Consider the following 12,691-nt stretch of genomic DNA (forward strand, 5'->3'; position numbering starts at 1 on the left):
TTACTCCTTCCACGCAACAACGATTCCGCGCAACGAGGCGCGTTCCGCATGCCGATCTCAGCAACGCCCCGTCCGTCGGGTTCCCCGGGCAACGCACCGGCCGTCACCAACGGCAAGGCCCTGGCCGTGGTGACCACCATCTTCTTCATGTGGGGCTTCCTGACCTGCCTCAACGACATCCTGATTCCACACCTGAAGGCGGTGTTCGAGCTGAACTACGCGCGGGCGATGCTGGTGCAGTTCACCTTCTTCGGTACGTACTTCCTGATGTCGCTGCCCGCTGGCCGCCTGGTCGCGGCTCTCGGCTACAAGAAGGGCATCGTGGCCGGCCTGCTGATTGCAGGTGTGGGTGCGCTGGGCTTCTGGCCGGCGGCCGAACTGCGGATCTACGGCGCCTTCCTGGGTGCATTGTTCGTGCTCGCCACCGGCATCACCGTGCTGCAGGTGGCGGCCAATCCCTATGTGGCGCTGCTGGGCCCGGAGCAGACCAGCTCCAGCCGGCTGACCCTGGCGCAGGCGTTGAACTCGCTGGGTACGGCGATCGCGCCGATCTTCGGCGGCATGCTGATTCTTTCCAATACGGTCAAGAGCGCCGATGAAATGGCGGCGATGCCGGCCGCCGAACAGCTGGCCTATCGTGCTGCCGAGGCGCAGGCCGTGCAGGGCCCGTATGTGGGCCTCGCGGTGGCGCTGGTGCTGCTGGCGCTGTTCGTGTTCCTGTTCCGCCTGCCGGCGCTGAGCGATGCGACCGAACAGGCCGACCAGGGGCATCACCACAGCTATCTGGATGCGCTGCGCCAGCGTCATCTGCTGCTGGGCGTGCTTGGCATCTTCTTCTATGTCGGTGCGGAAGTGTCGATCGGCAGCTTCCTGGTGAACTACCTGTCGATGCCCGACATCGGCGGATTCAGCGAGCAGGAGGCCACACACTACGTTTCCGCCTACTGGACGATGGCGATGGTCGGCCGCTTTGCCGGCTCGGCGCTGCTGGCACGCTTCTCGCCGAGCCGCCTGCTGGCGATCTTCGCACTGGTCAACGTCGGCCTGCTGGCGCTGACCATGGCCAGCGCCGGCAGTGTCGCGCTGTACTCGGTGGTGGCGATCGGCCTGTTCAACTCGATCATGTTCCCCACCATCTTCGCGCTCAGCATCGAGCGCCTGGGGCCGCTGACCAACAAGGGCTCGAGCCTGCTGATCATGGCCATCGTCGGCGGCGCCGTGGTGCCGTACCTGCAGGGCGTGCTGGCCGACCACATCGGGGTGCAGGCCAGCTTCATCCTGCCGCTGCTGTGCTACGTCTACATCATTTTCTACGGACTGGTCGGCGCACGTACGCCGGCCTCCGCAACGCAGGGAGGCTGAGTCCGGAATGGGTGCGATTGTCTGCTTCGGCGAAATTTTGATCGATCTACTGGCGCAGCCGCCGGCCAATGCGGACACGCCGCGCGCGTTCCTGCAATACGCCGGCGGGGCACCGGCCAACGTCGCGGTGGCTGCCGCGCGGCTGGGCGCGAAGACGCAGTTCGTCGGCATGCTGGGCCGCGACATGTTCGGCGACTTCCTGGCCGAAAGCCTGGCCGAGCACGGTGTCGGTACCGACTACATCGTCCGCACCGATGCCGCCAAGACCGCGCTGGCGTTCGTCGCTCTCGATGCAGAGGGGGAGCGCAGCTTCAGCTTCTACCGTCCGCCGGCGGCCGATCTGCTGTTCCGCGACAGTGATTTCCAGGCCGCCTGCTTCGACAGTGCGCAGTGCTTCCACGTCTGCTCCAACAGCCTGACCGAGGCGGCCATCGCGGACGCAACCTTCGCGGGCATGGAGCGCGCGCGCGCTGCCGGGGCTGTGGTCAGTCTCGACCTCAACCTGCGGCCGGCGCTGTGGCCGGCCGATGTCGATCCGTCGCCGCGCCTGTGGCAGGCGCTCGAACGCGCGGACCTGGTCAAGCTGTCGCGCGAAGAACTGGACTACCTGGCGGCGCCCCTGGGCGACGGCGGCGAGGACGCGGTGCTGCAGCGGCTGCTGGCGGCGCAGGCTCGCTGGGTGATCGTGACCGATGGTGCGGCAACGCTGCGCTGGTACACCCGCCAGGCGCAGGGCACGGTGAGCAGCTTCCAGGTCGCCGCTGTCGATACCACCGCAGCCGGTGATGCCTTCGTGGGAGGCGTGCTGGTGGGACTGCTGGAGCGGGGTGGCGCAGGCGCGGGATTCAGCGCGTTCTGCCGGGACCCGCAGGCCATCGACGCCACGCTGCGCTTCGGTGCCGCGGTCGGCGCGCTGGCCGTTACCCGCAAGGGCGCGTTCGCCGCGATGCCCTCGCTCGACGAAGTGCAGCAGCTGCTGCAGGCACAGGACATTACCGCATGAGCACCTCGCCCGACTTCCGTTCGCCCGCGTTCCTGCGCGCGCATATCGCCGATACCCTGGCGTTCTATCATCCGCGCTGCATCGATCCGGCCGGTGGTTTCTTCCATTATTTCCGTGACGACGGCAGCGTCTACGATGCCAGCCATCGCCATCTGGTAAGCAGCACCCGTTTCGTCTTCAACTACGCGATGGCCTATCGCGAGTTCGGCAAGGCCGAGTACCGCGAGGCCGTCGAGCATGGCGTGCGCTATCTGCGTGAGGTGCACCGCAATCCGGCCACCGGTGGCTATGCCTGGACCCTGCGCGATGGCCAGGTCGAGGACGACATGAATCACTGCTACGGCGTGGCGTTCGTCCTGCTGGCCTACAGCTGCGCGTTGAAGGCCGGCATCGAGCAGGCCCGCGCGTGGATGGATGAGACCTGGCAGCTGCTGGAGGCGCGCTTCTGGGAGCCGCAGCACGGTCTGTACCGGGACGAGGCGGACGGCCAGTGGAACTTCACCGGTTACCGTGGACAGAACGCCAACATGCACATGTGCGAGGCCATGCTGGCTGCGTTCGAGGCCAGTGGCGAACAGCGCTATGTGGAACGTGCCCTGCAGCTGGCCGACAACATGACCCGTCGACAGGCAGCCAAGGCCGGTGGCCTGGTATGGGAGCACTACGATTCCAACTGGGAGATCGACTGGAACTACAACCTGGACGACCCCAAGCATCTGTTCCGTCCCTGGGGCTTCCAGCCGGGCCACCAGACGGAGTGGGCCAAACTGCTGCTGATCCTGGATCGGCACGTGCAGGCCGACTGGCTGGTGCCGACGGCGCGTCATCTGTTCGACGTGGCCGTGGAGCGCAGCTGGGACGAGGCCCGTGGTGGCCTGTACTACGGTTTCGCGCCGGAGTCACGGCGGCAGCCGGGCATGGACGGCGCGCCGATCGGCGGCGACAGCTTCGTCTGCGACGACGACAAGTACTTCTGGGTACAGGCCGAAACCCTGGCAACCGCTGCGCTGATGGCTGCGCGCACCGGTGATGACCGCTACTGGCAGTGGTACGACCGCATCTGGGCCTATTCCTGGGAGCACTTCGTCGATCACCGCTACGGCGCCTGGTTCCGCATCCTCGATGCAGACAACCGCAAGTACAGCGATGAAAAGAGCCCCGCAGGCAAGGTGGATTACCACACCATGGGTGCCTGCTACGAAGTGCTGAACGTCGTGCGTTGAGCATGACCGGCAGCGCCGGGCCATGCCCGGCGAAGCATGATCGGTAGCGCCGGGCCATGCCCGGCGGACACAACAGGAGTCCCGCCCGTGCATCGCCCTTTCCGTGCCGTTTGCCCATTCGCCTCTCTGGCCCTGTTGTGGATTGCCACTCTCGTATTCCCGGCAGCGGCCGCTCCGTTACAGGCAAGCTGGGAGTTCCGCATGCTGCCGGGCGACGCGCAGGGCGCGGCGCATCCCGGCCTGCAGCAATGGCGCAGCGCGCAGGTGCCGGGCAGCATCCACACCGACCTGCTGGCGCATGAACTGATCCGTGATCCTTACGTCGGCGCCGCCGAGGCCGAGCTGCAGTGGATCGGCCTGGCTGCATGGGAGTACCGTGCACGCTTCGATGTGGACGCCGCGACCCTGGCCAGGCCGAACGCGGAACTGCGCTTTGACGGTCTGGATACGTACGCGGAAGTCACCCTCAACGGCAGGCCGCTGCTGCGCGCCGACAACGCTCACCGCAGCTGGCGCGTGCGCGTGGACGGCCGCCTGAAGGCGACGGGCAACACGCTGCAGATCGTGTTCCGTTCGCCGATCCGCACGCTGCTGCCCGCTGTCCAGGCGATGACGAACAGGATTGCTGGCAATTATCCTTCGCCCTACGGTGACGAGCCGAAGGATGCGATGGTCGGTAATTTCGCGCGCAAGCCGGCCTACCATTTCGGCTGGGACTGGGGTCCGCGCTATGTCACCGCCGGGGTCTGGCGTGGCATCGACCTGGAGTCCTGGGGGGAGCGCCGCCTCGGCGATGTGGCCGTACGCACCGAGATGCTGGACGCGCAGCAGGCGAAGCTTGCGGTAGTGCTGCAGGTGGAACAGGACGCTGCCGCGGGTACCGCGGCCGTCGATGTGGAGGTGTTCGATCCGGAGATGCGCAGTGTCGCGCGGGTGCAGCGGCACGTTGCAGTGGCCCCGGGAGCGAATACGGTGGAGCTGCCTGTGGCGCTTGCCCAGCCGCGCCGCTGGTGGCCGGTCGGCTACGGGGCACAGGATCGCTACGTGGTGGCGGTCCGCCTGGACAGCGGCGATAGCGGGTCGCTCGCGCGCGAGCAGCGCATCGGCCTGCGCACGGTCGAACTGCGCCGCGACAAGGACGCTGATGGCGGCCAGGGCTTCGCATTCGTGATCAACGGCGTGCCGGTCTTCGCCAAGGGTGCGAACGTGATTCCCTTCGACGCGTTCCCGGCCCACGTGGATCCCGCGCGCGTGCGCCAGGTGCTGACCGCCGCGCGCGACGCCAACATGAACATGCTGCGCAACTGGGGCGGCGGCTACTACGAAAACGATGTGTTCTTCGATATTGCCGATGAACTGGGCCTGCTGGTCTGGCAGGACTTCATGTTCGGCGGCGGCATGCAGCCCGGCTACGACCCGGCATTCCGCGCCAGCGTGGTTGCCGAAGCGCGCGACAACGTGCGCCGCCTGCGCCATCACCCCAGCATCGTGTTGTGGTGTGGCAACAACGAAGAGGAAACCGCGTGGAAGGACTGGGGCCATGGCCGCGACCTGAAGGCCGCAGATCCGGTCTTCGCCGCAAAGGTCTGGCAGGGCTATGTGGACCTGTTCGGCAATGACCTGCGTGCGGTGGTCCGTGAAGAAGGGCTGGGGGTGCCGTACTGGTCCAGTTCGCCCAGCAACGACCTCGACGAGAAGGCCAACGACTCCACCCGTGGCGACAAGCACTACTGGCAGGTGTGGGGCAATCCGGCGTTGCCGGTGCAGGCCTATCTGCGCGAGACGCCGCGCTTCATGTCCGAGTACGGCCTGCAGGCGTGGCCGGCCGTGGCTACGGTGGACCAGATCGCAACCCGCGCCGAGCAGCGGATCGACAGCCCGGTGATTCGCGCGCACCAGAAATTCATGGCGGGCGAGGGCAACAGCCGTCTGCTGCACTATATCGAGCGGGGTTACGGTACGCCGAAGGATTTCGGGGACTTCGTGTATCTCAGCCAGGTGATGCAGGCCGATGGCATCGCTCTGGCAGCGCTGCACCATCGCGCCTCACGCCCCTACACGATGGGCTCGCTCTACTGGCAGCTCAATGACGTATGGCCGGGTGCGTCCTGGTCGAGTGTGGACTACTTCGGGCGCTGGAAGGCGCTGCACTACCAGGCGCGGCGCTTCTTCGCTCCCGTTGCCGTGGCGGCGCTGCGTGACGAGGGCACGACACGCGTGCGTCTGCTCAACGATGGCGACGCCGGTGAGGCGCGCTGGCGGCTGCGGGTGATGGATGTCGACGGCAAAGTGCTACGTCGTCGCGAGCAGGCGGTGACCCTGGCGGCCGCGGGCGTGACGGCGGTCGGCGATTTCAGTGATGCCGAACTGCTGGCGGGTGCCGATCCGAAGCGCACGATTGCCGTGTTCGAGGTGCTGCATGGAGGGAAGACGACTGCACGTCAGGTCGTGGGATTCGTCGAGGCCAAGGATCAGGTACTGCCCCGCCAGGCGCTCAGGGCCACGCTGGATGTCGAGGGGGACCACTACCGGCTGCGGCTGCAGAGCAGGGCATTCGTGCGCGCGGCACGGGTGGACTTCGGTGCCCTGGAGGTGCAACTGGAGGACAACCTGCTCGATCTGCTGCCGGGCGAGAGCCGCGACATCAGCGTGCGCGGCCCGGTGGATCTGGCCACGCTGCGCGAGGCGCTGGAGGTGCGCAGCCTCAACGATCGTTGAGGCTGCGCCGTCGGCGGTACCTGGCCTGGGCCGGTGCCAACCCGGGTTGGCAGCGACCAGAAAGGGATCGTGTTACAGCTGGATCTGCTGGAAGTTCTCGACCCGCTCGTGACCGTGGGCGGCGTCGCCGACGCGCGGCATCGGGTAGTCGTCCAGACGATCCAGCAGGCGGGTCTGCAGACCGGCCTCGCGCGCGGCATCAAGCTCTTCCACCACGTCGGACAGGAACAGGATCTCGCCTGCCGGCACGCCGATGGACTGGACGATGCGGCGGTAACTGTCGGCCTCACGCTTGCCGCCGATCTCGGTGTCGAACCAGCCTGACACCAGCGGGCTGAGATCGCCCGCGTCGCTGAAACCGAAAAACAGCTTCTGCGCCGGCACCGAACCGGAGGAGTAGACGTACAGCGGCAGGCCCGAGGCATGCCATCCCTTCAGCACCGGCGCCACTTCCGGATAGACGTGCGCGGTGTAGTCGCCACGGCGATAGCCGGCGTCCCAGATCAGGCCCTGCAGCGCCTTCAGCGCCGTGTGCTTGCGGTCCTGGTCGATCCAGCCCTGCAGGGTCTCGGCGACCAGGCTGTCCTGGCAGGCGCCGCCGATTTCGCTGGCCACCGTGTCCAGCCAGCGGCGCACGTCCGGTCGCTGGCCATGCTCGGCCACGAAGCCGGGCAGGGCCTGGCGCGCATAGGGGAACAGCACGTTCTTGACGAACGAGATGCTGCTGGTGGTGCCTTCGATGTCGGTCAGGATGACGCGGGGCTGCATGGATCAGGATGCCTGGGTCGGAACGTAACGGGGGAATTTCTGCGCGATGTCGGTGCCGGTGAAGTGGCCGACCCAGCCATCCGGCTCGGTGAAGAAGCGGATGGCCACGAAACTCGGCTCCTCGCCCATGTCGAACCAGTGCGTGGTGCCATCGGGCACGGCGATCAGGTCATCCTTCACGCATTCGATCTCGTAGACCTTGTCACCCACGTGCAGGGTGAACAGCCCCGAGCCGGCAACGAAGAAGCGCACTTCGTCTTCCTTGTGGAAGTGCTCGTCGAGGAACTTCCTGCGCAGCTCGGCGCGGTTGGGATTGTCCGGCGCGATCGACGCCACATCCACGCTCTTGAAGCCCCGTTCAGCGACCAGGCGATCGATGTCGGCGCGGTAAGCGGCGAACACCTCGTCCTGGCTGGCGCCCGGCGCGACCGGTGCGGTGGCCTGCCAGCGCTCGAAGGTCACGCCGATCTTCTGCAGCTCGGCAGCGATGATGGCGCCGTCCTGGCTGTCCAGCAGCGGGGATTCGGGGCGGGTGTCGTCGTAGATGCGCAGTCGGCTCATGGCGGCAGCTTGAACGTCTCGGGGGGAGGACAGGGTAGCAGGGTGGCGGGCGGGCGCAGATTGCGGTTTGGAATCTGCTCAGCCACGCAGCCTGCGCAGTTCCAGTTCGCAGTGCAGCAGGAACTCGAATGCCTCAAGGTGGCGGCGCGCTTCGGCCATGTCGCGGCCCCAGGCGTACAGGCCGTGGCCATCGATCAGGTAGCCCCACAGCGTCTGGCGGTCCAGCAGATCCTCGACCTGGGCCGACAGCACGTTCATGTCCTGGGTGTTGGCGAACACCGGAACGTCGATGGCCATCTCGTGCGTGCTGTTGCCGGCAAAGGCTTTCAGCAGCTCATAGCCTTCCAGGCGGATGTGCCCCTGCGGTGCATACAGGCGCGAGGCGACGGTCTGCACCGGCGAATGCGTGTGCAGGACGCAGCCGACTTCCGGGAAACGCCGGTACAGCTGCGTGTGCAGCAGCGTCTCGGCGGACGGGCGCAGGGGACGGCCGACGGCCTGGCCATCGAAGTCCACGACCATGATGTCGTCCTCGATCAGCCGCCCCTTGTCCTTGCCGGAGACGGTGATTGCCGCATGGCGGTCGTCGAGGCGATGGGAGAAGTTGCTGCTGGTGGCCGGGGTCCAGCCGGCCTGGGCCAGTTCGCGGACGTTGTCGATCAGCAGCTGGGCGAGCTCGCTCAGGCGCGCGGTGTCGTAGGGGAGGGGGGCGGCGTTCATGCGGGCGATTTTACTGGATTCGGCCAACGGCTGAGCCCCTCGTGGCTGTCTCGCCGGGCGGGATTTCTTGCTTTGGCCGGGCGGGTGGGCTGTGCAGGGGTGTCCGCGGCAGGGATGCCGCGGCCAAGCCCCCAAGGATGGGTTTACGGCGTCCCCTGCACAACCCACCCGCCCGGCCACGGACAGGTTCCGTGCGCGTCAGCCACGGAGTGAAGAAGGAAAAGCGAAAAGCGGGTCGCTTCGCTGCGCTTGCTCGGAGCGGAGCATGGCTCCGCTCTACAGAGGATTCATCGACCTACGAAAATTCATTCCCTGGACGAATTCATCCACGCATGACGTGGACCAACCAGACGCGCCAGGAGACTGTCGGAGGTGGGGCGGGTTGGGTTCGCGGGGGTGTCCGCGGCATGGATGCCGCGGCCAAGCCTCCAGGGATGGATTCACGGCGTCCCCCGCGAACCCAACCCGTCCCGCCAAACCCTCGGCCCCGCTGTTGCTGTTGCCGTTGCTCCGGCTTCAAAGGCGGGTGCAGGGCCGCAGGCCCTGCAATGCAGAACCCCTTACTTCACCCGCAGGCGGCTGTGCCGGAAGCCGTAGCAGAAATAGATCACGAACCCGAAGAACGTCCACACGCCCATCAGCATCCAGTTGTGCATGGTCATCGCCGACAGCAGCGCCAGGCAGCTGAGCACGCCCAGGCTGCAGATCAGCCACGCCATCGGCATGCGGAACGGGCGCGGCAGGTCCGGTTGGGTGCGGCGCAGGATCAGCACGCCCGCACACACCGCCGCGAAGGCGATCAGCGTGCCCATCGAGGTCAGTTCGCCGAGCACGTCCAGCGGGAACAGCGCAGCCAGCAGGGCGATGCCGATTCCGGTGATGACCGTATTGATATGCGGAGTGCGGTACTTCGGATGGATCCGGGTGAACACGGGCGGCAGCAGGCCATCGCGACCCATGATCATGAAGATGCGCGGCTGCGCGATCACCATCACCAGTATGACCGAAGAAAGGCCGACCAGTGCCCCGATTTCCACCACCACCCGCAGCCAGCCCAACTGGGGATGCGCCGCGACGGCGGTGACCACCGGCTCATCGGTGCCGAGCAGGGTGTACGGCACCAGGCCGGTCATGACGGCCGCCATGGCGATGTACAGCACCGTGCAGACCACCAGCGAGAGCATCATGCCGATCGGCATGTCGCGCTGCGGACGGTGTGACTCCTGGGCCGCCACCGAGACCGCCTCGAAACCGATATAGGCGAAGAACACCATGGCAGCGCCACGCAGCACGCCCTCCATGCCGTACTTGCCGGGCCCCTGGTTCTCCGGAATGAACGGGGTCCAGTTGGCAGGATCGACGTACTTCCAGCCAACCACGATCACCAGCACGATCAGGCCGGTCTTGAGCACCACCATGGCCATGTTCATGGCCGAGGACTTGCTGATGCCCACGTAGCACAGCCAGGTCAGCAGCAGCACCAGGATGGCCGCCGGCAGGTTGGCGATCGCGCCGGTCGGGCGCAGCTGCCCGTCCAGCGGTGCGCTCACCAGTGCGGCCGGCAGGTGGATGTCGAAGTGACTGAGCAGGCTCAGGAAGTAGCCGGTCCAGCTGACCGCCACTGCCGAGGCGGACACGCCGTACTCCAGCACCAGCATCCAGCCGATGAACCAGGCCGAGAGCTCGCCGAAGGTGGCATAGGTATAGGTATAGGCGCTGCCCGAGACCGGCACCATCGAGGCGAACTCGGCGTAGGCCATGGCGCAGAACGCGCAGCAGATGGCGGCCAGCACGAAGGAGAGCATGATGGCCGGGCCTGCATGGTTGGCTGCGGCCTGCCCGGTGATGACGAAGATGCCGCCGCCGATCACTGCGCCGATGCCCAGGGCGGTCAACCCCCAGGGTCCGAGGTGGCGGCGCAGGCTCAGGCCATTGGCGTCTTCATGGGCGGCATGCGGGTGCTTGGTGGCCCAGAGTTGCTTGAACATGTGTGGGGATCTTGTCGATGCGCGCCGGGGGGGCGCGCGGGCGGAAACACTGGCAGGAGCAGACGGGCCGGCGCAGGGCCGGCCCGCAGGTTCAGGCGGACTTGGCCAGCTTGCTGTTGCGCATGCCGTAGCCGAAGTAGATCAGCAGGCCCAGCACGGTCCAGCCGACGAACAGATGCCAGTGCACCACGAAGGCCTGCCAGAACAGGAACAGGCAGGCCGCCGCGCCCAGCGGGCAGATGATCCACACCACCGGCACGCGGAACGGACGATGCAGCTCCGGACGGGTATAGCGCAGAACCAGCACGCCGATGCATACGGTCGCGAACGCCAGCAGGGTACCCATCGAGACCAGTTCGCCCAGCACGTTCAGCGGCATCAGGCCGGCCAGTGCCGCAGCGATCACACCGACCACGATCGTGGCCCAGTACGGGGTGCGGAAGCGGGCATGGACCTTGCCGAAGAACTTCGGCAGCAGGCCGTCGCGGGAGATCGTGTAGGCGATGCGAGTCTGGCCCATCATCATCACCAGCACCACCGAGGACAGGCCGGCGATGGCGCCGATCTCGACTGCGGTCTTCAGCCAGGACAGGCTGGCATAGGGCTCCAGCGCGGTGGCCACGGGCTTGTCGGTGCCCAGCAGGTGATACGGCATCATGCCGGTCAGCACGGCGCAGACGATGATGTAGACGAGGGTGCACACGGCCAGCGACCCGAGCAGGCCGATCGGCATGTTGCGCTGCGGGTCCTTGGTTTCGCCGGCTGCGGTGGAAACCGCGTCGAAGCCGATATAGGCGAAGAACACGATGGTGGCGGCACGGAACACGCCGCTCCAGCCGAACTCGCCGGATACGCCGGTGTTCTCCGGAATGAAGGGCTGCCAGTTGGCCGGATCGATGTGGGCGGCGCCGAAGCCGATGAACAGGCAGATCACGGTGACCTTGATGGCCACGATGATGGCGTTGACGAAGGCCGACTGGGTCACGCCGACATACAGCAGGCCCGAGACCGCAGCGACGATCAGGACCGCCGGCAGGTTGAACAGCTTGCCGGAAGAGATGAACTCGCTGCCGGTCCATGCGATCGGTGCCGCACTGAGTGCGTCAGGGAACGGCATGTGCAGCGTGGTGGTGATGAAACTGATCAGGTAGGCCGACCAGCCCACCGCAACCGAGGCCGAGGCGAACAGGTACTCCAGTACCAGGCACCAGCCGATGAACCAGGCCATGCCCTCGCCGAGCGTGGCGTAGGAGTAGGAGTAGGCGCTGCCCGATACCGGCATCATCGCGGCGAACTCGGCGTAGCACAGGCCGGCGAGTGCGCAGGCGATGCCGGCGAAGACGAACGAGAGCATCACTGCCGGGCCGGCGTGGTTGGCCGCGGCCTGACCGGTCAGTACGAAGATGCCTGCACCGATCACCGCCCCTACGCCAAGCAGGATCAGGTGTTTCGCCGTGAGGGTCCGTTTCAGCGTGGCTTCGCCGTCCAGGCTGCCTTCGATGGGTTCGCCGGCATCGACGTGCCCGGCCGGTTGCACCGGCTTGACCCTCAACAGAGCTTTCAGCATGCAGTACTTCCCTAATGATCGGTTTGGGGGCCGTCGATACGTTGCCGGCAGCCCTGAATGGTGAAGGCCGCGCGAACGGCCCGCTGTACCTTAGCCAAAGCTGAAGCCAACGCACAAGCGCAATCGCAACAATGAGCGGCGATAATGAACAGTATTTTTCCGAACCACCCCCATTCATGAGCCACACCGCCGAAACCCTTGCCGCGCTTGATGATCGCCTGCGCAGTCTGCTGCGGGACCATGCGCGCCTCGAACCCGCCCACGACGCCCTGGCTGCCGAATTCGGCACATTGCTGGACGATCCGGAAGATCCGTTCCGGCGCGAGCGGTTGGCCGGCCACTTCACCGCCAGCTGCTGGCTGGTCAGCGCCGATGGCCAGCGCCTGCTGCTGACCCACCACCGCAAGCTGCAGCGCTGGCTGCAGCTGGGCGGCCACGCCGACGGCGACCGCGACCTGGCCCGGGTGGCGCTGAAGGAGGCAGAGGAGGAGTCGGGGCTGTCCGGGCTGGTGCTGGACGATCCGGCGATCTTCGACCTGGACAAGCATTGGATCCCTGAACGCGGGGAGGTGCCGGGGCATTGGCACTACGACGTGCGCTTCGTGATCCGGGCGCTGGGGGGCGAGGACTTCGTGCTCAGCGAGGAATCGCTGGACCTGGCCTGGCGGCCGGTGACCGAAGTCGCGGCCGATCCGGAATCGGACGAATCGATGCAGCGCATGGCGCGCCGGTGGTTGGCGCGCTGACGGGGACGTCCACCTCATGCGCGGGGCGCCGGGCA

Annotated in this window: 10 protein-coding genes; 5 read left to right on the forward strand and 5 right to left on the reverse strand. The window is 66.6% G+C overall.

All coding sequences use genetic code 11. The features are described 5' to 3' along the window. Positions 1 to 48 precede the first annotated feature (48 nt). The 4 genes from fucP (at position 49) to N5J29_RS03990 (ending at position 6,306) form a co-directional block, all read left to right on the forward strand. Positions 49 to 1,362 carry an L-fucose:H+ symporter permease gene (fucP, locus tag N5J29_RS03975; protein ID WP_053516708.1) on the forward strand — a complete coding sequence of 438 codons (1,314 nt, stop codon included), beginning with the start codon at positions 49 to 51 and terminating at the stop codon, positions 1,360 to 1,362. Positions 1,363 to 1,369: 7 nt separating this feature from the next. Next, positions 1,370 to 2,365 carry a carbohydrate kinase gene (locus tag N5J29_RS03980; protein WP_164152282.1) on the forward strand — a complete coding sequence of 332 codons (996 nt, stop codon included), beginning with the start codon at positions 1,370 to 1,372 and terminating at the stop codon, positions 2,363 to 2,365. Beyond that, the gene (locus tag N5J29_RS03985) at positions 2,362 to 3,588 is read left to right on the forward strand and encodes an AGE family epimerase/isomerase (protein ID WP_065182689.1); all 1,227 of its coding nucleotides are present in this window, start codon (positions 2,362 to 2,364) and stop codon (positions 3,586 to 3,588) included. The genes N5J29_RS03980 and N5J29_RS03985 overlap by 4 nt, the downstream gene beginning before the upstream one ends. Before the next feature lie 201 nt (positions 3,589 to 3,789). Beyond that, entirely contained in the window at positions 3,790 to 6,306 is a 2,517-nt protein-coding gene (locus tag N5J29_RS03990; protein ID WP_239519796.1) for a glycoside hydrolase family 2 protein, read from the forward strand. Between the two features lie 72 nt (positions 6,307 to 6,378). Here N5J29_RS03990 and mtnC read toward each other — a convergent pair whose 3' ends face one another. The 5 genes from mtnC to N5J29_RS04015 all read right to left on the reverse strand — a co-directional run bounded on the left by mtnC (position 6,379) and on the right by N5J29_RS04015 (position 11,910). Continuing rightward, positions 6,379 to 7,074 (reverse strand): acireductone synthase, encoded by a 696-nt coding sequence (gene mtnC, locus N5J29_RS03995; protein WP_164152277.1) that lies wholly within the window; start codon positions 7,072 to 7,074, stop codon positions 6,379 to 6,381. 3 nt (positions 7,075 to 7,077) lie between these two features. Next, on the reverse strand, positions 7,078 to 7,635 hold the full coding sequence (locus N5J29_RS04000; RefSeq protein ID WP_053516703.1) for an acireductone dioxygenase: 558 nt from the start codon (positions 7,633 to 7,635) through the stop codon (positions 7,078 to 7,080). Positions 7,636 to 7,713: 78 nt separating this feature from the next. Continuing rightward, on the reverse strand, positions 7,714 to 8,355 hold the full coding sequence (locus tag N5J29_RS04005; protein WP_053516701.1) for a methylthioribulose 1-phosphate dehydratase: 642 nt from the start codon (positions 8,353 to 8,355) through the stop codon (positions 7,714 to 7,716). Between the two features lie 560 nt (positions 8,356 to 8,915). After that, a complete protein-coding gene (locus tag N5J29_RS04010; RefSeq protein ID WP_279924097.1) occupies positions 8,916 to 10,343 on the reverse strand; it encodes an amino acid permease in 1,428 nt (475 codons plus the stop codon). A gap of 91 nt (positions 10,344 to 10,434) precedes the next feature. Next, positions 10,435 to 11,910 (reverse strand): amino acid permease, encoded by a 1,476-nt coding sequence (locus N5J29_RS04015; protein WP_053519499.1) that lies wholly within the window; start codon positions 11,908 to 11,910, stop codon positions 10,435 to 10,437. A 131-nt stretch (positions 11,911 to 12,041) separates the two neighbouring features. On the opposite strand from N5J29_RS04015, the gene N5J29_RS04020 reads away from it, so the two are divergent. Then, positions 12,042 to 12,656 carry an NUDIX hydrolase gene (locus N5J29_RS04020; protein ID WP_080375326.1) on the forward strand — a complete coding sequence of 205 codons (615 nt, stop codon included), beginning with the start codon at positions 12,042 to 12,044 and terminating at the stop codon, positions 12,654 to 12,656. Positions 12,657 to 12,691 lie beyond the last annotated feature (35 nt).

The sequence above is a fragment of the Stenotrophomonas sp. GD03680 genome (genome assembly GCF_029844625.1).
Classification (GTDB): Bacteria; Pseudomonadota; Gammaproteobacteria; order Xanthomonadales; family Xanthomonadaceae; genus Stenotrophomonas; species Stenotrophomonas maltophilia_P.

Excerpts from the sequence above, each read along its gene's own strand:
- fucP (WP_053516708.1), top strand. The coding sequence starts at position 49 with ATGCCGATCTCAGCAACGCCCCGTCCGTCGGGTTCCCCGGGCAACGCA.
- N5J29_RS03980 (WP_164152282.1), top strand. The coding sequence starts at position 1,370 with ATGGGTGCGATTGTCTGCTTCGGCGAAATTTTGATCGATCTACTGGCG.
- N5J29_RS03985 (WP_065182689.1), top strand. The coding sequence starts at position 2,362 with ATGAGCACCTCGCCCGACTTCCGTTCGCCCGCGTTCCTGCGCGCGCAT.
- N5J29_RS03990 (WP_239519796.1), top strand. The coding sequence starts at position 3,790 with ATGCTGCCGGGCGACGCGCAGGGCGCGGCGCATCCCGGCCTGCAGCAA.
- mtnC (WP_164152277.1), bottom strand. The coding sequence starts at position 7,074 with ATGCAGCCCCGCGTCATCCTGACCGACATCGAAGGCACCACCAGCAGC.
- N5J29_RS04000 (WP_053516703.1), bottom strand. The coding sequence starts at position 7,635 with ATGAGCCGACTGCGCATCTACGACGACACCCGCCCCGAATCCCCGCTG.
- N5J29_RS04005 (WP_053516701.1), bottom strand. The coding sequence starts at position 8,355 with ATGAACGCCGCCCCCCTCCCCTACGACACCGCGCGCCTGAGCGAGCTC.
- N5J29_RS04010 (WP_279924097.1), bottom strand. The coding sequence starts at position 10,343 with ATGTTCAAGCAACTCTGGGCCACCAAGCACCCGCATGCCGCCCATGAA.
- N5J29_RS04015 (WP_053519499.1), bottom strand. The coding sequence starts at position 11,910 with ATGCTGAAAGCTCTGTTGAGGGTCAAGCCGGTGCAACCGGCCGGGCAC.
- N5J29_RS04020 (WP_080375326.1), top strand. The coding sequence starts at position 12,042 with ATGAGCGGCGATAATGAACAGTATTTTTCCGAACCACCCCCATTCATG.